Origin of the sequence: Isoptericola sp. NPDC057391, from assembly GCF_042668085.1 — a bacterium.
Lineage (GTDB): Bacteria > Actinomycetota > Actinomycetes > Actinomycetales > Cellulomonadaceae > Isoptericola.
In genome coordinates this window covers 17,029-36,518 of the sequence record NZ_JBHVBO010000005.1, presented here as the reverse complement: position 1 = coordinate 36,518, position 19,490 = coordinate 17,029, and the positions used below count along the sequence as shown (strand labels likewise).

20 protein-coding genes are annotated in these 19,490 nt (G+C 75.4%); 8 read left to right on the top strand and 12 right to left on the bottom strand.

Going from position 1 to position 19,490, the window contains the following annotated elements:
* Positions 1-12: 12 nt before the first annotated feature.
* The gene (locus ACFUVW_RS01465; protein WP_430569569.1) at positions 13-1,692 is read left to right on the top strand and encodes an acyl-CoA dehydrogenase family protein; all 1,680 of its coding nucleotides are present in this window, start codon (positions 13-15) and stop codon (positions 1,690-1,692) included.
* Positions 1,693-1,701: 9 nt separating this feature from the next.
* Here ACFUVW_RS01465 and ACFUVW_RS01460 read toward each other — a convergent pair whose 3' ends face one another.
* Positions 1,702-2,238 carry a hypothetical protein gene (locus ACFUVW_RS01460; RefSeq protein WP_430569568.1) on the bottom strand — a complete coding sequence of 179 codons (537 nt, stop codon included), beginning with the start codon at positions 2,236-2,238 and terminating at the stop codon, positions 1,702-1,704.
* Positions 2,239-2,393: 155 nt separating this feature from the next.
* Here ACFUVW_RS01460 and ACFUVW_RS01455 point away from each other — a divergent pair, with 155 nt between their 5' ends.
* The 3 genes from ACFUVW_RS01455 to ACFUVW_RS01445 are packed head-to-tail and all read left to right on the top strand — an operon-like array spanning position 2,394 to position 4,326.
* Complete coding sequence (locus ACFUVW_RS01455) at positions 2,394-3,065, top strand: YceI family protein (protein ID WP_430569567.1); 672 nt, start codon at positions 2,394-2,396, stop codon at positions 3,063-3,065.
* Positions 3,062-3,577: a sigma-70 family RNA polymerase sigma factor gene (locus ACFUVW_RS01450; protein ID WP_430569566.1), complete on the top strand. Its 516-nt coding sequence runs from the start codon at positions 3,062-3,064 to the stop codon at positions 3,575-3,577. Before ACFUVW_RS01455 ends, ACFUVW_RS01450 begins: the two co-directional genes overlap by 4 nt.
* Complete coding sequence (locus tag ACFUVW_RS01445; protein ID WP_430569565.1) at positions 3,574-4,326, top strand: anti-sigma factor family protein; 753 nt, start codon at positions 3,574-3,576, stop codon at positions 4,324-4,326. The genes ACFUVW_RS01450 and ACFUVW_RS01445 overlap by 4 nt, the downstream gene beginning before the upstream one ends.
* Positions 4,327-4,368: 42 nt before the next feature.
* On the opposite strand, the gene ACFUVW_RS01440 is transcribed toward ACFUVW_RS01445, so the two are convergent.
* A complete protein-coding gene (locus ACFUVW_RS01440; protein ID WP_430569564.1) occupies positions 4,369-4,980 on the bottom strand; it encodes a sugar O-acetyltransferase in 612 nt (203 codons plus the stop codon).
* A 102-nt stretch (positions 4,981-5,082) separates the two neighbouring features.
* On the opposite strand from ACFUVW_RS01440, the gene ACFUVW_RS01435 reads away from it, so the two are divergent.
* From ACFUVW_RS01435 to ACFUVW_RS01420, 4 genes are all read left to right on the top strand, one after another.
* Entirely contained in the window at positions 5,083-6,084 is a 1,002-nt protein-coding gene (locus tag ACFUVW_RS01435) for an NADP-dependent oxidoreductase (protein ID WP_430569563.1), read from the top strand.
* Positions 6,085-6,153: 69 nt separating this feature from the next.
* Positions 6,154-6,825, top strand: a complete 672-nt coding sequence (locus ACFUVW_RS01430; protein ID WP_430569562.1) for a CatA-like O-acetyltransferase — start codon at positions 6,154-6,156, stop codon at positions 6,823-6,825.
* Between the two features lie 127 nt (positions 6,826-6,952).
* The gene (locus ACFUVW_RS01425; RefSeq protein ID WP_430569593.1) at positions 6,953-9,625 is read left to right on the top strand and encodes a phosphoenolpyruvate carboxylase; all 2,673 of its coding nucleotides are present in this window, start codon (positions 6,953-6,955) and stop codon (positions 9,623-9,625) included.
* A gap of 91 nt (positions 9,626-9,716) precedes the next feature.
* Positions 9,717-10,412: a VOC family protein gene (locus tag ACFUVW_RS01420; RefSeq protein WP_430569561.1), complete on the top strand. Its 696-nt coding sequence runs from the start codon at positions 9,717-9,719 to the stop codon at positions 10,410-10,412.
* Between the two features lie 6 nt (positions 10,413-10,418).
* Here ACFUVW_RS01420 and ACFUVW_RS01415 read toward each other — a convergent pair whose 3' ends face one another.
* From ACFUVW_RS01415 to ACFUVW_RS01370, 10 genes are all read right to left on the bottom strand, one after another.
* The gene (locus ACFUVW_RS01415; RefSeq protein ID WP_430569560.1) at positions 10,419-10,772 is read right to left on the bottom strand and encodes a type II toxin-antitoxin system PemK/MazF family toxin; all 354 of its coding nucleotides are present in this window, start codon (positions 10,770-10,772) and stop codon (positions 10,419-10,421) included.
* A complete protein-coding gene (locus tag ACFUVW_RS01410; RefSeq protein ID WP_430569559.1) occupies positions 10,759-10,893 on the bottom strand; it encodes a hypothetical protein in 135 nt (44 codons plus the stop codon). The genes ACFUVW_RS01415 and ACFUVW_RS01410 overlap by 14 nt, the downstream gene beginning before the upstream one ends.
* 68 nt (positions 10,894-10,961) lie before the next feature.
* The gene (locus ACFUVW_RS01405) at positions 10,962-11,936 is read right to left on the bottom strand and encodes a 5'-3' exonuclease H3TH domain-containing protein (protein ID WP_430569592.1); all 975 of its coding nucleotides are present in this window, start codon (positions 11,934-11,936) and stop codon (positions 10,962-10,964) included.
* Between the two features lie 106 nt (positions 11,937-12,042).
* A complete protein-coding gene (locus ACFUVW_RS01400) occupies positions 12,043-12,447 on the bottom strand; it encodes a fluoride efflux transporter FluC (protein WP_430569558.1) in 405 nt (134 codons plus the stop codon).
* The gene (locus ACFUVW_RS01395; RefSeq protein ID WP_430569557.1) at positions 12,444-12,890 is read right to left on the bottom strand and encodes a fluoride efflux transporter FluC; all 447 of its coding nucleotides are present in this window, start codon (positions 12,888-12,890) and stop codon (positions 12,444-12,446) included. Before ACFUVW_RS01395 ends, ACFUVW_RS01400 begins: the two co-directional genes overlap by 4 nt.
* Entirely contained in the window at positions 12,887-13,339 is a 453-nt protein-coding gene (locus tag ACFUVW_RS01390) for a universal stress protein (protein ID WP_430569556.1), read from the bottom strand. Before ACFUVW_RS01390 ends, ACFUVW_RS01395 begins: the two co-directional genes overlap by 4 nt.
* A 55-nt stretch (positions 13,340-13,394) precedes the next feature.
* Positions 13,395-14,609 (bottom strand): cation:proton antiporter, encoded by a 1,215-nt coding sequence (locus tag ACFUVW_RS01385; protein WP_430569555.1) that lies wholly within the window; start codon positions 14,607-14,609, stop codon positions 13,395-13,397.
* Between the two features lie 2 nt (positions 14,610-14,611).
* Complete coding sequence (locus ACFUVW_RS01380; protein WP_430569554.1) at positions 14,612-15,853, bottom strand: AI-2E family transporter; 1,242 nt, start codon at positions 15,851-15,853, stop codon at positions 14,612-14,614.
* A 49-nt stretch (positions 15,854-15,902) separates the two neighbouring features.
* Positions 15,903-16,979: a sigma-70 family RNA polymerase sigma factor gene (locus ACFUVW_RS01375; protein ID WP_430569553.1), complete on the bottom strand. Its 1,077-nt coding sequence runs from the start codon at positions 16,977-16,979 to the stop codon at positions 15,903-15,905.
* 87 nt (positions 16,980-17,066) lie between these two features.
* On the bottom strand, positions 17,067-19,466 hold the full coding sequence (locus ACFUVW_RS01370) for a SpoIIE family protein phosphatase (RefSeq protein WP_430569552.1): 2,400 nt from the start codon (positions 19,464-19,466) through the stop codon (positions 17,067-17,069).
* Positions 19,467-19,490: the final 24 nt, after the last annotated feature.

Here is a 19,490-nt window from a genome sequence, read left to right as displayed (position 1 = left end):
GAAGGAGCCGCCGTGACCGTCGACGAGGACGTGCACGCGGGCGGGCACCGCACGCACGAGGTGACCAACCAGCCGCCGGAGCGGGTGGACGTCAACGAGTACCTCGACTTCCCGGTGCTGCGCGACGCCGTGCACGCCTTCGGCGGCGGCTGGGGCGAGGAGCGGCTCGTCGAGGCGGGAGCGCACGTCGGGAGCGCGGCGTTCCAGCGGGCCGCGGAGCTGGCGAACACCCACGAGCCCGTGCTGCGCACCCACGACCGCCGCGGGCGCCGGGTCGACGAGGTCGAGTACCACCCCGCGTACCACGAGGTGATCTCCGCGGCCGTCGCCCGCGGCGCGCACACGAGCGCGTGGGCGGACCCGCGGCCGGGGGCGGACGTCGTCCGCGGTGCCCTGTTCTCCTTGTTCGGGCAGGTGGAGCCCGGCCACGCCTGCCCGGTGTCGATGACGCACGCCGCCGTGGCCAGCCTGCGGCACGCGCCCGACCTGGCGGCGCTCTGGGAGCCGCGCCTGCTCGCCACCGGGTACGACGGCGCGCTGGCGGCGCCCGGCACCAAGCCCGGCGCGCTCGTGGGCATGGCGATGACGGAGAAGCAGGGCGGCAGCGACGTGCGGGCCAACACGACCCGCGCCGTGCCGGCCGGCGACGGCACGCACCTGCTCACCGGCCACAAGTGGTTCTGCTCGGCACCGATGTCGGACGCGTTCCTCGTGCTCGCGCAGGCGCCGGACGGCCAGTCCTGCTTCCTCGTGCCGCGGGTGCTCGAGGACGGCACCCGCAACGTGTTCCGCCTCCAGCGGCTCAAGGACAAGCTCGGCAACCGGTCCAACGCCTCGGGCGAGGTCGAGCTCGACGGCACGGTCGGGCACCTGGTGGGGGAGCCCGGGCGCGGCGTGCGCACCATCCTCGAGATGGTGCAGCGCACCCGGCTCGACTGCGTGCACGGCAGCGCGGCCGGGATGCGCCAGGGGGTCGCGGAGGCGCTGTGGCACGCCCGGCACCGGACGGCGTTCGGCGCCCGCCTCGTCGACCAGCCCGCGATGACGGCGGTGCTCGCCGACCTCGCGCTGGAGTCCGAGGCCGCGACGCTCACCGCGATGCGGCTCGCGGCGGCGTACGACGCAGGGGACGGTGACGGTGACGACGGCGAGCGGGCGTTCCGCCGCCTGGCCACCGCCGCCGCCAAGTACTGGGTGTGCAAGCGCGGCCCGCAGCACGCCTACGAGGCGATGGAGTGCCTCGGCGGCAACGGCTACACCGAGGCGTTCCCGCTGGCCCGGCGCTACCGCGAGCAGCCGGTCATGGCGATCTGGGAGGGGTCGGGCAACGTCGTCGCGCTCGACGTCCTGCGCGCCATGACGCGCGAGCCGGCATCGCTGGCCGCCGTGGACGCCGAGCTGGCGCTCGCGGCCGGCGCCCACCGGGACCTCGACGCGCACCTCGCCGCCACCCGCGACCTGCTCGCCGGGCTCGCCGGCGCGGACCCCGCCGAGCAGCAGGCCTCCGCGCGCCGCGTCGTCGAGGCGCTCGCCGTCGGGCTGCAGGCGTCGCTCATGGTGCGGTACGCGCCGCAGGCGTCGGCCGACGCGTTCGTGGCCGCCCGGCTCGGCCCGGGCCGCGGCCACGGGTACGGCGTCCTGCCGCGCGGCACGGACGCCGCCGCGATCCTGCGGCGGCACGCCGGGTCGTGACGACGCGCGTCAGTAGCCCGCGCCCATGTCCGGCGCCGTGGTGATCTCGGCGCCGTCGGGCGCCACCACCCACCAGACGTCCTCGAGGCCCTGGCCCGCGACGTCGCCCGGCGCGGCGTCGCCCGCGTACAGGTAGAGGGGGCGCCCGTCGAGGGTCACCTGCGGCTCGCCGTCGTTGCCGGTGATCGTGCCGACCTCGGCCGTCACGCCCTGCACCTGGGGCGTGCCGTCTCCGGCGTGCACCGGCGGCCACGCGGCCAGGCACTCGCCCGTGCACACGCTCTCGCCCGACCCGGGCTCGTCGGGCGTGTAGTAGTAGACGGTCATGCCCTGGCCGTCCACGACGATCGTGCCCAGGTCGCTGTCGGCGGTGGACAGCACGCCGGCGCCGGCCGCCCCGGTCGACGCGCCGCCGGTCGTGCCGTCCGTCGCGGGGCCGCCGCCCCCGTAGCCGCCACCGCCGCTGCTCCCGCCGCACGCGGCGAGGGACCCGGCGAGCGTCGCCGCGGCGGCGAGGGCGGCCAGTCGTGAGCTCGTGATGCGCATGATGACTCCTTCGGCTCGGGCGCCCGGGACAGGTGCTCCCGTGGAGGACGACGAGACCGCGGCGCCGGCGGTTCACCTGAACCCCGGGGCGCCCTGCCCCGTCGTGGGGGGTGGAGCCGCGCGGGCGGGCGCGGCCCGGGGCGGAAGGGGCGGTCGTGCGCCGACGGACGAAGGTGCTGGTGGGTGCGGGAGCCGGGCTGGTCCTGCTCGGCGGCGCCGCCGTGCTCGTCGGGCCCGGTCTGTACGCCGACCACGCCAACCGCGCCGCGGCGGAGGTCCCGACGCTCTCCACGTCGGGGGCTCCGCTCGCCGACCCGGCGGACCTCGACGGCACGTGGACCGTGGCGTCCGGGTCGGAGGCCGGCTACCGGGTCCACGAGGTGCTGCGGGGCGAGGACGTGACCGTCACGGGGCGGACCGACCGGGTGACCGGCAGCGTGACCGTCGAGGGCGGCGCACTGACGTCGGGCGAGGTGACGGTCGACGTCGCGAGCATCGCGACCGACGAACCGCCGCGGGACGCGTACTTCCGTGGCAGCGTGATGGAGGTGGGCACGTTCCCGACCGCAGGGTTCACGGTCACCGAGCCCGTCCCGCTCGCCGCCGGCGCCACCGAGGTGGACCTGCCGGGCGAGCTGACGGTGCACGGCGTGGCGCGCGACGTCGTGGCCGAGGCGCAGGTCGCGGCGGTCGGGGACGGCGTGCAGGTCGTCGCCGCCGTGCCGGTGACGTTCGCGGACTTCGACGTCGCGGCGCCGTCGCTCGGCTTCGTCCGCGTCGACCAGGAGGGCGCCGTCGAGATCTCGCTGGTGCTGGAGCGGTCGTGACGCCGCGGTCCCGCGCCGACGAGCGGCTCCTCGAGGCCATCCACGCCGCGCACGCCCCGGACCTGCAGCGCTTCGTCGCGCGGCTGGTGCCCGCCGACGCCGACGCGCAGGACGTGGTGCAGGAGTCGCTGCTGCGCCTGTGGCGGCACCCCGAGGTGCTGGAGCGCCCGGAGGAGTCCGTGCGCGCCTGGCTGTTCACGGTGGCGCGCCATCTCGTGGTCGACCAGCTCCGCAGCGCGCGACACGCCCGCGAGCGCACCACCGGCCACCTGCCCGAGCAGCCCGAGCCCGACCGCACCCAGGCCGTCCTGGACGCCTGGCTCGTCGCCGACGCGCTCGCGGAGCTCTCGGCCGAGCACCGCGCCGTCGTCGTGGGCGCCTACTACCGTGGCCGGTCGGTCGCGGAGCTGGCCGACGAGCTCGACGTCCCCGCCGGGACGGTGAAGTCGCGGATGCACTACGCCCTGCGCGCGCTGCGCCTCGCCCTGCAGGAGAAGGGAGTGACGCCATGACCGCGCCGACCGACCCGTACCGCGAGTGGGACGCCGCGTACGTCCTGGGCGCGCTCAGCCCGGCCGACCGGCGCGCCTACGAGCAGCACCTGGCCGGCTGCGACGCGTGCCGGGCGGCCGTCGCAGAGCTCGCAGGCATGCCCGGGCTGCTCGCCTCCGTGCCCGCGGAGCACGCCATCGCGACCGCCCCGCGGGACACGGACGCGGGCCCGGGCAGGGCGGCGGGCGGGGGCGACGACGGCGACCTGGCGGACGTCGTGCCCCTCGCGGCCCTGGCGGGGGCGGCCCGGCGCTCGCGCCGCCGCCGGCGGTCCCTGGCCGCCGTCGCCGCGTCGGCGCTGCTGGTGGGCGGCGTCGGCGCGGGGCTGGCGCTGGGCGGCGCGGGGGAGGGCCCGGGACAGGCGCCCTCGCCCCCGCCCGTCGCGCAGGTCACGGCCGTGGACCTCGAGCCGGTGGGCGCGGTCGACGTGCGGGCGTCGCTCACCGCGACGCCCCGGCCGTGGGGGACCAGCCTGGAGTGGAGCTGCACCTACCCGCCGCGCGCGGGGGCCTATGACGCCGCGGGCGTCGCGACCTACGAGCTCGTCCTGGTGGACGACGACGAGGGTCGCACCGTCGCCGCGACGTGGACCGGGTCGGGGACGGCCTCCACCGGCCTCGGCGCGGCGTCGTCGGTGCCGCTGGACCGCATCGCCCGCGTCGAGATCGCCGACGCGGGCGGCGAGACGCTGGCCTCGGCCGTGCTGTGAGGGTGGACCTCGAGAGGGCGGCGGCCGTGCGCCCGAGCGCGGCTACCGCACCCCGTCGTCGATCCGCCGGTCCCGCCAGTAGAACTCCCGGTCGTGGTCGCCGATCTCCCGCAGCACGCGGCAGGGGGAGCCGACGGCGACGACGCCGGCGGGGACGTCCCGCGTGACGACCGAGCCGGCACCGATCACGGAGTCGTCGCCGATGGACACGCCGGGCATGATCGAGACGCCGGAGCCGATCCAGACGTTGTCGCCGATGGTGACGGGGAGGTTGAACTGCGCGGCGTCCCTGCGGAGGTCGGGGTCGAGCGGGTGGCCCGCGGTCGTGATCGTCACGTTGGGGCCGATCAGCACGTGGTCCCCGATCCGGATCGGGCCGTCGTCGACGAGCGTCAGGTTGAAGTTGGCGTAGAACCGCTCGCCGACGTGGACCCGGCGCCCCGCCCAGTTCGCATGCAGCGGCGGCTCGATGTAGGCGTCCGTGCCCACGGAGGCGAACATCTCCCGCAGCAGCTCCGCACGGCGCGCGCCCTGCGACGGTCGGGTCGCGTTGAAGTCGTACAGCAGCTCCAGGGCCTGGGTCTGCTCGGCGGCGAGGTCGGCCTGGTTCGGGTCGTAGATCAGGCCGGCGGCCATGCGTTCACGGTTGTCCACGGGCGAGAGTCAAGCACTGTCGGGGCGGGAACGCCCAGGCCCGTCGTCCCACGTCCGGGGCCCATCGGGGAGACAATCGGGCCACCGACGGAAGGGACCGACGTGCAGGGGTACGTGCTGAGGCGCTACGGCCACCCGGGCGTGATGGAGCTGCGCGAGGTGCCGCGCCCGGCCGCGGGGCCCGGCGAGGTGCTGGTCCGCGTGCGGGCGGCGGGGCTCAACCCGATCGACTACAAGACGCGCGACGGCGGCCTGCGGGTGATCACCCGGCTCCGCCTCCCGCTGGTCGCGGGCAGCGAGCTCGCCGGCGAGGTGGCGGCGGTCGGCCCCGGTGTCACGCGGTTCGCCGTGGGGGACAGGGTCTTCGCGCGGGTCGACAAGCGGCGGCTGGGCGCGTTCGCCGAGTACGCCGCCGTCGCGGAGGACCTGGTGGCGGCCATGCCCGCGTCGCTCGGGTTCGTCGAGGCCGCGTCGCTGCCGCTGGCCGGGCTCACCGCCTTGCAGGCCCTGCGCGACGAGCTGACGGTGGCGCCCGGGGACCGGGTGCTCGTCACCGGCGGCGCGGGCGGGGTCGGCACCCTCGCGATCCAGCTCGCGGTCTGGCTCGGTGCGGAGGTGACGACGACGGCGTCCGCCCGCGGCACGGCCCTCGTGCGCTCGCTCGGCGCCACCCGGGTGGTGGACTACCGCGCCGAACGCTTCGCCGACGTCCTGCACGACTACGACGGCGCGTTCGACCTCACCGGCGGGCAGGACCTCACCGACGCCTTCACGATCCTGAGGCCGGGCCGGACCGTCGTCTCCGTGGCAGGCCTCCCCGATGCGACGACGGCGCGCGTCGACCTGGACGCCGGTCCCCTCAAGGCGGGCCTCCTGTGGGCGGCCAGCACCGCGATCCGCCGCCGGGCCCGGCGCGCGGGGGTGCGCTACCGGTACCTCTTCATGCACCCGAGCGGCGCCGACCTGACCGAACTCGCCGGCCTCGTCGACGGCGGCCACCTGCGGCCCGTGATCGACCGGACGTTCTCGTTCGCCGACATCCCGCGCGCCTTCGCATACCTGGAGCAGGGGCGCGCGAAGGGCAAAGTCGTCGTCGAGCTCTAGTCGCACCGGGCGCGCCCCGGGGCCGAAATTGCTGTGCCCGGCAGCGCGCCCCGCTGCGACGCTGGGCGCATGGACAGCCGCGCCACCACCGACCCCGCCCCCGTCCCCGTCGACCTGGACACCTGGCCGCGCCGCCAGCACTTCGAGCACTACCGGGCGTCGCCGTGCACGTACGCGATGACGGTGGAGCTGGACGCGACGGCGTTCGCCGCCGCGCTGCGGGCGTCGTCGCGCCGGACGTACGTGGCGCAGGTGTGGGCGCTGGCGACCGTCGTGAACCGGCACGACGAGTTCCGCATGGTCCTCACGGGTGACGGTGCGCCGGCCGTCTGGCCGGTCGTGCACCCGGCGTTCACGGTGTTCCACGTGGAACAAGAGACGTTCTCGTGCGTCTGGACGCCCTACGACGCCGACTTCGGCGCGTTTCACGACGCCACCACCGCGGTGCGGGCCGAGCACGGGGGGTCGACGGCGTTCTTCCCGCAGGGCGCGCCGCCGCCGAACGCGTTCGACGTGTCCAGCCTGCCGTGGGCGTCGTTCACCGGCTTCACGCTGAACATCCGGGACGCGTGGAACCACCTGGCGCCGATCGTCACGCTGGGCCGGTACGTCGAGCGGGACGGCCGGCTGCTGCTGCCCCTCGCCGTGCAGGTCCACCACGCCGCCGCCGACGGCTTCCACACGTCGCGCCTGGTGAACGAGCTGCAGGAGCTCCTCGACGACCCGTCCTGGGTGGGCTGAGCCACAGTGCCGGGGTCACCTGCCGGACGGCTCGACGCCCGCCCGGCGAGACGGCTTACCCTCTAGTCCCGTGAGCGAGAACCTGGGATCCACCGGCTCGATCGAACGCGTGGTGGCACGCCACGAGATGCCCGACCCTCTGCGCGACGACATCCGCCTCCTGGGCGGGCTGCTCGGCACCGTGCTGAAGGAGGCGGGCGGGCAGAGCCTGCTCGACGACGTGGAGCGTCTCCGCGGCCTGACCATCCGCGCCTACGGGGCGGACGACGGCGGCGCGACGCTGGCGGAGGCGGCCGAGGTCGTGGCCGGCTTCAGTCCGGAGCGAGCCGAGCAGGTGGCACGCGCCTTCACCTGCTACTTCCACTTGGCGAACCTCGCGGAGGAGTACCACCGCGTCCGCGTGCTGCGGGCGCGCGAGTCGGAGGCGGCGTCGGGCGTCGTCATCGAGGACTCGCTGCCGCAGGCCTTCACGCAGCTCGCGGAGGAGGTCGGCCGCGACGAGGCGCTGCGGCGCCTGGGCGAGATCGAGTTCCGCCCGGTCCTCACCGCGCACCCCACCGAGGCCCGCCGCCGCGCCGTCTCGGGCGCCGTCCGCCGCATCTCCGGGCTGGTGGCCGACCGTGACACGACGCGCCCCGGCGGCACCACGCTCGCCGAGAACGAGCGCCGTCTGCTCGCCGAGATCGACACCATGTGGCGCACGTCGCCCATCCGCGCGCACAAGCCGTCCGTGCTGGACGAGGTGAAGACCGCGATGGGCGTCTTCGACGCCACCATGTTCTCCACCTTCCCCGAGGTGTACCGCCGCCTGGACGACTGGCTGCTCGACGGCGAGGCCGGCAGCGTGCCGCCCGTCGCGCGCCCGTTCGTCCACCTCGGCTCCTGGATCGGCGGCGACCGCGACGGCAACCCGAACGTCACGGCCGAGGTCACGCGCCAGGCCGCGACCCTCGCCGCCGAGCACGCGCTCGGCGCGCTCGAGAAGGCGGCGGTCGAGACGGGGCGCAAGCTCACGCTCGACGAGGAGGGCACGCCGGCGTCGGCGGAGCTCAAGTCGCTGTGGCAGCGGATGCGGCAGCTCTCCGACGAGCTGGTCACCCGCGCCGCCGCCGACTCGCCGAACGAGCCGCACCGGGCCGCCGTGCTCGCCATCGCCGGCCGGGTCGCCGCGACCCGCCGCCGTGACGCCGACCTGGGCTACCGGGAGCCGGAGGAGCTCGTCGCCGACCTCGAGGTCGTGCAGCGCTCCCTCGTCGAGGCGGGCGCCCCGCGCGCCGCGTACGGCGACCTGCAGAAGCTCGTGTGGCAGGTGCAGACCTTCGGGTTCCACCTCGCCGAGCTGGAGGTGCGCCAGCACTCGCAGGTGCACGCCGCGGCCCTCGCCGAGATCGACGAGAAGGGCATCCACGGCGACCTGTCCGAGCGCACGGTCGAGGTGCTCGACACCTACCGCGCCCTCGGTGCCGTGCAGAAGCGGTTCGGCATCCGCGCCGCCCGCCGCTACATCGTGTCGTTCACGCAGGCGCCCGAGCACCTCGCCGCCGTCTACCGGCTCGCCGCGCTCGCGTTCGAGGGCAGCGACGACGCCCCCGTCGTCGACGCGGTGCCGCTGTTCGAGACCTTCGACGACCTGGAGAACTCGGTCGACATCCTCGAGGCGATGCTGGAGTTCCCCGAGGTGCAGCGCCGCCTCGCGGAGAACGGCCGGCGCGTCGAGGTCATGCTCGGCTACTCCGACTCGTCGAAGGACGTCGGCCCGGTCGCCGCGACCCTCGCCCTGCACAAGGCGCAGTCGCGCATCGCCGAGTGGGCGCAGCGCCACGACATCACCCTCACCCAGTTCCACGGCCGCGGCGGCTCGCTCGGCCGCGGCGGCGGCCCCGCCAACCGCGCGGTGCTCGCCCAGCCGCCGCACTCGGTGGACGGCCGGTTCAAGCTCACCGAGCAGGGCGAGGTCATCCTCGCCCGCTACGGGGACCCGACGATCGCCGCGCGCCACATCGAGCAGGTCGCCGCGGCGACGCTGCTCGCCTCGGCCCCGACGGTCGAGAAGCGCAACGCCGAGGCCCGGGAGCGGTTCGCGCCCCTGGCCGCCGCCCTCGACGAGACGTCGCGCGCCGCCTTCCACGGGCTGGTGAAGTCCGAGGGCTTCCCGCAGTGGTTCGCGCAGGTGACGCCGCTGGAGGAGGTCGGCCTGCTGCCGATCGGCTCCCGCCCGGCCAAGCGCGGCCTGTCGGTCAACTCGCTCGACGACCTGCGCGCCATCCCGTGGGTGTTCTCCTGGTCGCAGGCGCGGATCAACCTCGCCGGCTGGTTCGGGCTGGGCACGGCGCTGCGCGCGGCCGGCGAGCAGCCGGGCGGGCTGGAGGAGCTGCAGGCCGCGTACCACGAGTGGCCCCTGTTCACCACGCTGCTCGACACCGTGGAGATGGGCCTCGCGAAGACGCAGGAGGACATCGCCGCGCAGTACCTCGCGCTCGGCGACCGCGACGACCTCGCCGAGCTCGTGCTCGGCGAGCTGCGGCTCACCCGCGAGTGGGTGCTGCGCGTGACCGGCAACGAGTGGCCGCTCGCCAACCGCCGCGTCCTCGGCCGCGCCGTGCAGCTGCGCTCCCCGTACGTCGACGCGCTGTCGCTGCTCCAGGTCCGCGCCCTGCGCGCGCTGCGCAGCCAGGGCGTCAGCGAGGGCCTCACCGTGGACGACGGCGAGTGGGTGGACGGCGGCCACAAGGACCGCTGGCAGCACCTGCTGCTGCTCACCGTGAACGGCGTCTCCGCGGGCCTGCAGAACACCGGCTGACCCGGCCTGTCGTTGTGGGCGCTCGTTCGGCGCTGTTCCTCGACGGAATAGTGCCGAACGAGCGCCCACAGACGTTCTAGGGTGACCGGTCATGAGCCTCGTGACTTTCAAGGACCTGTGCGTCGACGCGACGGACGCTGCCGCCCTGGGCGAGTTCTGGGCGCGGACGCTGGGGCTGCGCGTGGAGCCGCTGGACGACGGCGACGTCGTCCTGCGTGACCCGGGCCCCGACGCCGTGCGTGAGCGGACGATCTGGGTCAACAGCGTGCCCGAGGCGAAGTCCGTGAAGCACCGCGTGCACCCCGACGTGCGGGCCCGGTCGCTCGACGAGTTCCCCGACCAGCCGCGCCTGTCCGAGCCCGGGCGGTTCCACTACACGACGCTGGCGGACCCCGAGGGCGGGGAGCTCTGCGTCTTCACCTATGACGAGGTGCCGGACTACCGGCTCAAGGACATCGTCGTCGACTGCACCGACTACGCGGTGGTCGCGGAGTTCTGGCACGGACTGCTGGGCGGCGACCTGACCTGGGACGGTCACGAGGGCGGCGCCTATGCGTACCTGGACCGCGGCGCGGGCGTGCCGTTCGAGTCGTTCGACTTCGTCCCCGTGCCCGAGCCGAAGACGGTCAAGAACCGCTGGCACTGGGACGTCACGCTGAACGACGGCGTGACGCTCGACGACCTCGTCGCCCGCGGCGCCCGCGTGCTGCGGGCGCAGGACGACGAGATCGGCTGGACCGTCATGGCCGACCCCGAGGGCAACGAGTTCTGCGTCTTCCAGCCCTGACCGCGATCAGCCCAGCGCCAGGTGCAGCAGGAGGGCATCGTCGAGGGCGGCCACCTGCTCGGCGGACAGGGCGCCCAGACGGCGCCCGAAGCGCGCCAGGTCGACCGAGCGCACCTGTTCCGCCTGCGCCTTGGAGTCGACGCCCAAGCCGTTGCCGTCGTCGGCGGCGATCAGCACCTGGAAGGGCAGGACCCGCGCCGTGTTGCTCGTCAGCGGCACGACGGTCCGGACTCCTCTGCCGCTGCGCTGCGCGGTGCGGTTGCGGGCGTCGTTCGACACGATCACCGCGGGTCGACGCTGGTCGGCCTCCGAGCCCGGCACCGGCATCAGGTCGATCTCCCAGACGTCACCGCGCCGCACGCGGGGTCTCCGTCCCGTCGCCGGTCACCGCGTCCCACGCAGCGGCGTCGTCCGAGGCGTACCACTCGTCGTCGGCCGCCTGGTAGGCGGCCTCCAGGTCGCGCTCACGCAGCGCGCGCACCGCGGCCTCACCTCCATACTCGGAATGCTGCCCCTGTTCCTACCGGTCGGGAAGGCGCACCGGTGCCGTCAGGGGCGGGCGGCGAGGGCGGCGAGCACGCGGTCCACGCTGGACCGGATGCCCCACCGCTCCGCGAGGACGTCCAGGGTCTCCGGGTCCTTCGGCTCCCGCGGCAGCGCGTCGTCCACCTCGCCGACGGGCGCGTCGTGCGCGACCTGCACCACCGTCGGTGCGACGTCGAGGTAGGCCGCGGCGTCGAGCAGCTTCTGCCGCTGGGTGGGCGTGAGGCCCTTCGCGCCGGACTCGGCGGCGGCGCGCAGACCGGCGAGGTCGCCGAACGCGTCGAGGAGCTTGGCCGCCGTCTTCTCGCCGATACCGGGCACACCGGGCAGGCCGTCGGACGGGTCGCCGCGCAGCGTCGCCATGTCCGCGTACGCCTGCCCGCTGGGCACGCCGTACTTCTCGGCGAGCTTCGCCTGGTCGACGACGTCGGGGTCACGCACGCCGCGCGCGGGGTACAGCACGCGCACGCCCGCGGCGTCGTCGACGAGCTGGAACAGGTCGCGGTCGCCGGTGACGATGTCGACGCTCGCCGGCATCACCATGCCGACCGCACCGGCCACGGGCAGCGCGGTCGCGGCGCTGCGGGCCACCTCGCGCGTGACGAGCGTGCCGATGACGTCATCCGCCTCGAAGCCGGGCGCGCCGACGCGGGCGATGCCGAGCGCGGCGAGCACGTCCACGATCACCGGGACCTGCGGGGTGAGCGCGTCGGGCACCTCCTCGACGTCCGGCTCGCCCGCCGGCGTGACCGCCGCGACCCGGTGCTCCTTGTACGACCCGATCGCCTCGACGCGGAACGCCGGCCGCCAGTCCTCGTCCCAGCACGCCACCAGCCGGTCCGGGCCGTGCTCGGTGACGAGGAACGCGATCATGTCCAGCAGGCCGCGAACCGCGTTGACGGGCTTGCCGTCGGGGGAGCGCAGCGTGTCGGGCAGGCCGTAGAAGGCGCGGAAGTACAGGCTCGCGGAGTCCAGCAGCATGAGGCTCACCGGGTCAGCGTGCCACAGCCCCTCCGAGAGGACGTTGTGGGCGCTTGCTTGGCGTTCTCAAATCCCGTGATAGCGCCAAAGGAGCGCCCACACCGGGTCAGAGCAGCCGGCCGACCAGGACTCCGAGGCCGATGCCCACGACGACGGCGGCCAGCGTGAGCACCATGGTGCCGAGCGCGTTGGCCGCGGCCAGGCGGCGTCGGCCGGAGCGGGCGAGGCGCACGGTCTCGACCATCGCCGTCGAGAAGGTGGTGTAGCCGCCGCAGAACCCGGTCGCGACGCCGAGGCGCCAGGGCTCGAGGTGCGCCGGGTCGCCGGCGCCGAGCAGCACGCCCGTGACCAGGCCGATGAGCAGCGAGCCGGAGACGTTCACCGCGACCGTCGCCCACGGGAACGCGGCGCCCGGCGTGCGCGCCCGCACCGCGCCGTCGACGACGAACCGGGCGGCGGCGCCCAGCCCGCCCGCCACGGCCACCAGCAGCAGGGTCGCGGCGGCGCTCATCGTGCCCCCCGTGCCGAACCACGGCGGGAGCCGAGCAGCACGCCGGCGAGGCAGGCGAGGTACCCGAGCAGGAGGGTGCCGCCCGCATACGCGAGACCTTGGCCGACGGCGCCCGCGGCCAGCAGCCGCTCGGTCTCCAGCGCGAGCGAGGAGAACGTGGTGAACCCGCCCAGCACGCCGGTGCCGACGGCCAGCCGCACCCGCTGCGCGGCGGGCGTCTCCGGCCCCCGGGCGGCGAGGGACTCGAGCAGCCAGCCCAGCACGAACGCGCCGAGCACGTTGGCGGCGAACGTGGCGACCGGCCACCCCTCGACGGCGGGCCATGCCTGCGAGAGCCCGAACCGGGCCGCCGTGCCGACGGCGCCGCCGGCCGCGACCAGCGCGACCAGCCCGGGTCGCCGGTGGGCCGGGCGCACGCGCGCGGGCGGGCTGCACGCCGTCACGAGGCGTCGCCCGCGTGCTGGTCCGGCAGCACGACCACCGGCCTCGGCTGGTCGTGGACGAGGCGCCCGGCGACGGTGCCGCCGACGAGGTGCGTGGCCCAGCCGCGCACGCCGGGCCGGCGCGCTCCCACGACGACGAGCACGGCGTCGTACGCGGCCGCCAGCCGGGCCAGCTCCGCGGCCGGGTCGCCGGCGGTGCGCTCGAGCCGCCAGCGCACGGGGCTGCCGGCGAGCGCGGCGGCGACCGCGGCGCTCAGGTCGCCGTCGTCGGCGGCGGGGCCGGCGTCGGGGTCCACCGGCACGACGCCGCCGGACGGCTCGCGCACCGACGCCTCGTCCACCGCCACGCACACCAGCTCGGTGCCGAGCGCGGCCGCCAGGTCGGCGGCGCGCCGGGGCACGCTCGGCCGGCCGTCGTGGGGCACGCCCACCAGCACCGGACCCGTCATCCCGTCATGGTAGGCATCGTCGTCCTCGGCACCGCGGTCGTCGGCACAGCGACGGTCAGGACGACCGGTCCAGCACCGGCAGGCCGTCGTCGTCGAGCCGCTCCCGGTCGTCGGAGCGCACCCCGAGCAGCTTCGCCACGGGCGTGCCGGTGAACCCGTAGACGATCGCGGTGAGCAGCACGACGCCGAAGATCACCGGCACCAGCTGGGGGAACGGCTCCCCGGCGTCGTCGAACCGCAGCGAGAAGACCGACGCCGTCGACGCGGCGACGATGCCGCGCGGCGCCATCCAGCCGATCATCGCCCGGTCCGACCAGCGCAGGTCGGTGCCGAGCGTCGAGAGGGCCGCCACGACGGGGCGCAGCACCAGCACGAGCGCCGCGACGATCAGGACGGTGGGCAGGGCGTACCGGGCCAGGGCGTCCAGGTCGATGCGGGCGGAAAGGACGACGAACAACGCGCCGATGAGCAGCAGGCCGATGTGGGTGCCGAACTCGTGCAGCGGCTCGGTGCGCGCCACCCGCTGGTTGGCGAGGACGGCGCCGAGCGCGGTGGTGGCGAACAGGCCGGCCTCGTCGTGCAGGCCCTCGGCGAGCGCGTAGGCCCCGAGCGCGAACGCGAACGCGAGCACCACCTCGGTCTCCTTCGGCACCCGGCCGAACCGGATGAGCAGCACGAGGACGGCGGCGGCCACGACGCCGATGAGCAGGCCCCAGCCGCCCGTCTCGAACAGGCTGACGGGCTCGGCGTGCAGCACCACGTTCGCCACCGCGAGCGCCACCGTGGCCCCGATGGGGTCGATGAAGATGCCCTCGAACGCGAGCACGGACTCCACGGGCTGACGGGGCCGGATGATAGCGAGCAGCGGCCCGACGACGGTCGGGCCGGAGACGATGAGGATGGCGCCGATGACGGCCGCCCGCCCCCACGTCACGTCGAGGAACAGGTACGCGACGGCGGTCGCGCCGAGGCCGGTGACCAGGGCGCCGGTGGTCACCAGGCCGAGCACGGGCCGCCGCGCGCCGCCGCGCAGGCGCCCGAAGTCCAGCTTGAGCGACTCCTCGAAGAGCAGCAGGCCGACGGCCATCGACACCAGCGGGAAGAGCGCGTCGCCGAACACCGCGTCCGGGTCGAGCCAGCCGAGGATCGGTCCGACGAGGAGCCCGAGCGCGAGCAGCAGCAGGATGGACGGCACGCGCAGCGACCGGGCGGCGACCTGCCCGGCCACCCCGACGATCACGACGAGGGCGATGCCGCCGACGAGGTCCATGCTCACTCCTCCGCGCCGTCGCGACGGCGGGCCTCGGCCTCGCGTGCGGCGCGCTCGCCGGCCTCGAGGTTGCGACGTCGTCGCGACGACCACGGCCCGGAGCCCCCGGCGGGGGCGTCGGGGTCGCGCAGCAGCTGCGACTCGACGAGCTCGTGCCGCTGCAGGTAGGTGTTCCCGAGAGCCTGCACCGTGGCGAGGATCGGCAGGGCGAGGAAGGCGCCGAGCGCGCCGAAGACGGCGCCGAAGCCGAGGACGCCGACGAACGACACGGCCGGGTTCATCTCCAGCGCCCGGGCGCTGACCCGCGGGGAGAAGATCAGGTTCTCCACCTGCTGGTACGCGACGATGAAGACCAGGACGGCGATCGCCTGGGGCAGCCCCTGCGCGGCCAGCGCGACGGCCACGGGCAGCGCGCCGCCGATGTACGTGCCGATGGTGGGCACGAACTGCGACACGACGCCGGTGAACACGGCCAGCGGCAGCGCGTACGGGGTCTGCACGATGAGCAGGAAGACGAACGTGAACACGCTCGACAGGGCGGCGAGCACGACGCGCGAGCTGATGAAGTCGGAGACCTTCACCTGCGTGATCTCCCACAGGGTGAGCACCTCCTGCTGCCGGTCGGGCCGCAGCCACGCGCAGATCGCGGCGCGGAACTTGGGGCCCGCCGCCATGAGGTAGTACGTGATGAGCAGGATCGTCGTGATCGCGAACAGGACCCCCACGATCGACGCGCCCACGCTGAGCGCGCCCGTCGCGACGTCCTGCCCCCACTGGTCGAGGGCCTGCGCGACGAGGTCGTCGGAGTCGGGGACGGTGACGTCCCAGCGCTCCTCGATGCCCTCCTGGATGCTGCTGTAGAGGGCGGGCAGCGACGAGACGAGCTGGATCAGCTGCTGCACGAACAGGTTGCCGAACAGCGCGAACACCCCGAGCACGACGACGATCGCGCCGCCCAGCGACACGCCCGCGGCCGCGCCGCGCCGCCACCCGTGCCGCACCAGCCACACGACGATCGGCTCCAGCGCGAGCGCGACGAAGAAGGAGATGAGCACGTTGACGGCGAGCCCGCCGAGCTGGCCGAACGCGTAGGACAGGAAGGTGGCGACGAAGACGGCCACCACGACCATCGCGAGCGCCCGCGGCAGCCACCGCGGCGGGTTCTTGCTGTCGTGCTGGACGGGGCGGACGGAGTCGTCGACCTCGTCGGGCTCGCCCTCGGGGTGCGGGGCGTCCGTGGTCATGCGGGAAAACGTAGCCCAGCGCGGCCCGCGGGGCGCGCTGGGCCGCAGGTCAGAGGGCGGGCAGCCGGTCGGGCAGGCCGAACCGCGGGAACCAGGTGGCCGTGTCGAGGAACGTCGTGATGCCGGTGATCCGGCCGCTGCCGTCGTCCTCCAGCACGGCGAGCCCCCACGGCGACCAGCCGCCGGTCGGGTCGCGCCGGTACTGGCCGTACGCCATCGACCCGTTCGCCTGCACGGGCACGCACCGGGACCCGCGGCATCCCTCGCCGGGCCCCGTCATCCAGCGGATCACCTCGGAGCGCCCGTGCACCCACATCGTGTACGGCGGCATGTTGAGCACGGCGTCCTCGTGCAGCAGCGCCACCAGGGCGTCCATGTCGTAGCGCTCGAACGCGTCCAGGTACCGCTCGAGGAGCTCCTGGTCGATCGCGTCCCACTGCGGCTCCGGCGCCTCGCCGTCGTCGTCCCCCGCCCGGCGCAGCCCCTTGCTGCCGAGCGTGGCGCGGGCGCGCTGCAGCGCGCTGTTCACGGACGCGACCGTGGTGTCGAGGAGGGCCGCGACCTCGGCGGCCGACCAGCGCAGCACCTCGCGCAGCACCAGCACGGCGCGCTGCCGGGCGGGCAGGTGCTGCAGCGCGGCGACGAACGCCAGGCGGATGGACTCGCGGCCCACCGCGACGTCGGCCGGATCGCCCTCGCGCGGCAGGACGGCGTCGTCGGGCACGGGCTCGAGCCACCGGTCCTCGGCGAGCACGTCGCCGAAGTACTGCTCCTCCGCGGGCTGCGGCCCGCCCAGCCCCATCGGGCGCTCGCGCCGCTTGGACGACCCGAGGTGGTCGAAGCACACGTTGGTCGCGATGCGGTACAGCCACGACCGCAGCGACGACCGCCCCTCGAACCGGTCGTAGGAGCGCCAGGCGCGCAGCAGCGTCTCCTGCACCGCGTCGTCGGCCTCGAACGCGCCGCCGAGCATGCGGTAGCAGTAGCCGGTGAGCTCGCGCCGGTACGGCTCGAGCAGGGCGCCGACGTCCTCGCCCCGACCGTCGGACGCAGGCGTGGGGGAGGCGCCGGTCGCCGTCGCCCGGGGTCGGGGCGGTGCGGCGGTGCGCTGGGCGGTGTGTGTCACGTCTCACACCGTACGTCGTACCGCCGACACCCGGGAGGGGTGTCGCCCGGGGCGACGGAGCCGCCGCGCGACGAGCGCCCGGGTCGCTCAGCGCCGGTCGTCGCGCAGCACGCGCTCGACCAGGGGCACGGCGCCGGTGGCGGGCGTCGGGGGCCGCACGCGTGCGACGGTGCCCGTGAGGGGCCGGGCCTCGCGGTCGATCTCGAACCACACGGTCTTGCCCTCGACGACGCCGGAGTGGCGCCCGACGGCGTCGGAGCCGTCGTGCAGCTGGACGCCCCAGCGGGACGCGAGGCGGTCCAGGAAGAGCACGCCGCGGCCGGACAGGTCCTGCGGCCGGGGGGACTGCAGCTCCGGCTCGGCCATGCTGCCGTCGCGGACCCCCACGCGCAGGCGGCGGCCGTCGACCTCGACCGTGGCGGTGATCGGCCCCTCGCCGTGCTCCAGGGCGTTGGTGAGCACCTCGCTCGTCAGCAGCATCGCGGTGCGCCGCTGCTCGTCGGACACGTCGCACGACTCGAGCACGTCGTCCACCCACCGGCGCGCGGGCCCGAGGTCGCTGAGGTCGTCGTCGGCGACGCGGCGCTCCGCCTTCGCCGGCCCGTCCGACGACGGCGGACCGGACGGCGCGGGCACGCGCACCCGCAGCGCGAGCACGGCGACGTCGTCGCGCTGCGCGTCGCCCACGAGCCCGCGCACCAGGGCGCGGGGGACGGCGGACGTGGCCTCGCCGTGGGCGGAGCGCAGCACCTTCTCCAGGTCGGACAGGCGCTCGTCGCTCGGCACGCCGCGGCGCTCCACCAGCCCGTCGGTGTAGAGCACGAGGGTGTCGCCCGGCAGGAGGCGGGCCGACCGGTCCACGCGGGGCGTCGTCGGCACCACGCCCAGCAGCAGGTCGGGGGTCTCCGACAGCCGCTCCACCCGGCCGTCGCGGCGCAGGACCATCGGCGGCGGGTGGCCGGCCACGGACCAGGTGAGCGTGTAGGCGCGCTCGGGCCGCTCGGCCGGCGGCGCCCCCTCCAGGGCCTCCTGCGGGCACGGCGCCGGGTCGCGGTCCAGGCGCGCGACGACGGCGGTCGCCATCGCCCGCGGGCCGAGCCGCGCATTCGCCTTGTCGAGCCGGGTCAGCAGCCCGGCCGGCGACTCGTCGTGGCTCCACGCGAGCGCGCGCAGCATGGAGCGCAGCTGGCCCATCTGCGCGGCGGCGTGCACGTCGTGGCCCGCGACGTCGCCGATCATGACGATCGCGGTGCCGTCGTCGCGCACCACCGCGTCGTACCAGTCGCCGCCCACCTGGTCGGTGCGCGCCGCGGGGGAGTAGGTGGTCGCGATGTCGAGGTGCGCCACGGTGGGCGGCGCGGTGAGCATCGACTCCTGCAGCGTGGTCGCGACCCGCCGCCGCGCCTCCAGCAGCGCCACCCGCTCCAGCGCGAGCGCCACGTACCGGCTGATCGTCGACTCGAGGGCCGCGGTCTCGGCGTCGTGCTCCCGGGCCTGGTCCCACACGCACGCGATGACGCCCACGACCATGCCGTTCGACATCACGGGGAGGAACGACCGCGCGCCCTCGGACACGGACCCCACGGGGCCCATCTCCGGGTAGGTCGCCACCATCTCCGCGTGGTCGCGGAACCGCAGCGCGGCGCGGCTGCGCACGACGTGCGTGTCGGGCCGGGGCGCGTCGAGCCGCGTGCTGCGCAGCGCCGGCTCGCCGGGGTGGTGGTGCCCCACGGTGAAGAACGACAGGTGCCGGCGGTCGGCGTCCACCAGCGCCAGCGACACCCAGCGGGCGCCCGTGCCGGTGCCGATGACGTGGGCGATGGCGTCCTCGACCTCGTCCAGCGTGGTGACGCGGGCGAACCGCTCCGAGAGCCCGAGCAGGAACCGCGACCGGCGGTGCGCACGGAACGCCACCTGCTCGGCCAGCCGTGCCCGCTCCCGCTCCGCGCGCAGCCGCAGCTCGCCCGATGCCGCGGCGGACAAGTCGGCGAGGGTGGCGAGGTCCGTCTCGGTCCAGGTGCGCGGCACGGACGAGACCGCCCACAGCGCGCCGACCACGTGGCCGCGGGCGTCCTCGATCGGGTAGCCCGCGTACGCGGCGAGCACGAGGTCGCCGATGGCGTGGCGCCCCGCCACGCGGGGGTCGGCGTCCGCGTCTCCCACGACGAGCGGCGTGCGGGTGCGCGCGACGGTCGCGGTCAGCGGGCGGGGGAGGTCGAGGCGGCGGCTGCGCTGCGCGTCGTCGGGGAAGCCGACGGCGCCGGGCAGGGTCTTGACGTCGCCGTCGTCCGTGAGCATGACGACCGCGGCCGCGGGCACGCCGAGCTGCCGGTGCACGAGCCGCGCGATGCGGTCGAACACCTCGTCTGCGACGGGCTCACCGTTGGCCGGGCCGGGCGGCGGGCCGGTCACGCGGTCGGACGCGGGACCGGGCAAGGGGCCGGGCGACGGGCCGGACAGGGAGCCGACAGCCTGGGCTTCCGGCACGGGCCCAGTATGGACCTTGCCGGC

Coding starts and splice junctions, on each gene's coding strand:
- ACFUVW_RS01445 (WP_430569565.1), top strand. CDS start 3,574: ATGACCGCGCCGACCGACCCGTACCGCGAGTGGGACGCCGCGTACGTC.
- ACFUVW_RS01380 (WP_430569554.1), bottom strand. CDS start 15,853: ATGACCACGGACGCCCCGCACCCCGAGGGCGAGCCCGACGAGGTCGAC.
- ACFUVW_RS01425 (WP_430569593.1), top strand. CDS start 6,953: ATGCCCGACCCTCTGCGCGACGACATCCGCCTCCTGGGCGGGCTGCTC.
- ACFUVW_RS01460 (WP_430569568.1), bottom strand. CDS start 2,238: ATGCGCATCACGAGCTCACGACTGGCCGCCCTCGCCGCCGCGGCGACG.
- ACFUVW_RS01430 (WP_430569562.1), top strand. CDS start 6,154: ATGGACAGCCGCGCCACCACCGACCCCGCCCCCGTCCCCGTCGACCTG.
- ACFUVW_RS01385 (WP_430569555.1), bottom strand. CDS start 14,609: ATGGACCTCGTCGGCGGCATCGCCCTCGTCGTGATCGTCGGGGTGGCC.
- ACFUVW_RS01405 (WP_430569592.1), bottom strand. CDS start 11,936: ATGCTGCTGGACTCCGCGAGCCTGTACTTCCGCGCCTTCTACGGCCTG.
- ACFUVW_RS01400 (WP_430569558.1), bottom strand. CDS start 12,447: ATGAGCGCCGCCGCGACCCTGCTGCTGGTGGCCGTGGCGGGCGGGCTG.
- ACFUVW_RS01390 (WP_430569556.1), bottom strand. CDS start 13,339: ATGACGGGTCCGGTGCTGGTGGGCGTGCCCCACGACGGCCGGCCGAGC.
- ACFUVW_RS01420 (WP_430569561.1), top strand. CDS start 9,717: ATGAGCCTCGTGACTTTCAAGGACCTGTGCGTCGACGCGACGGACGCT.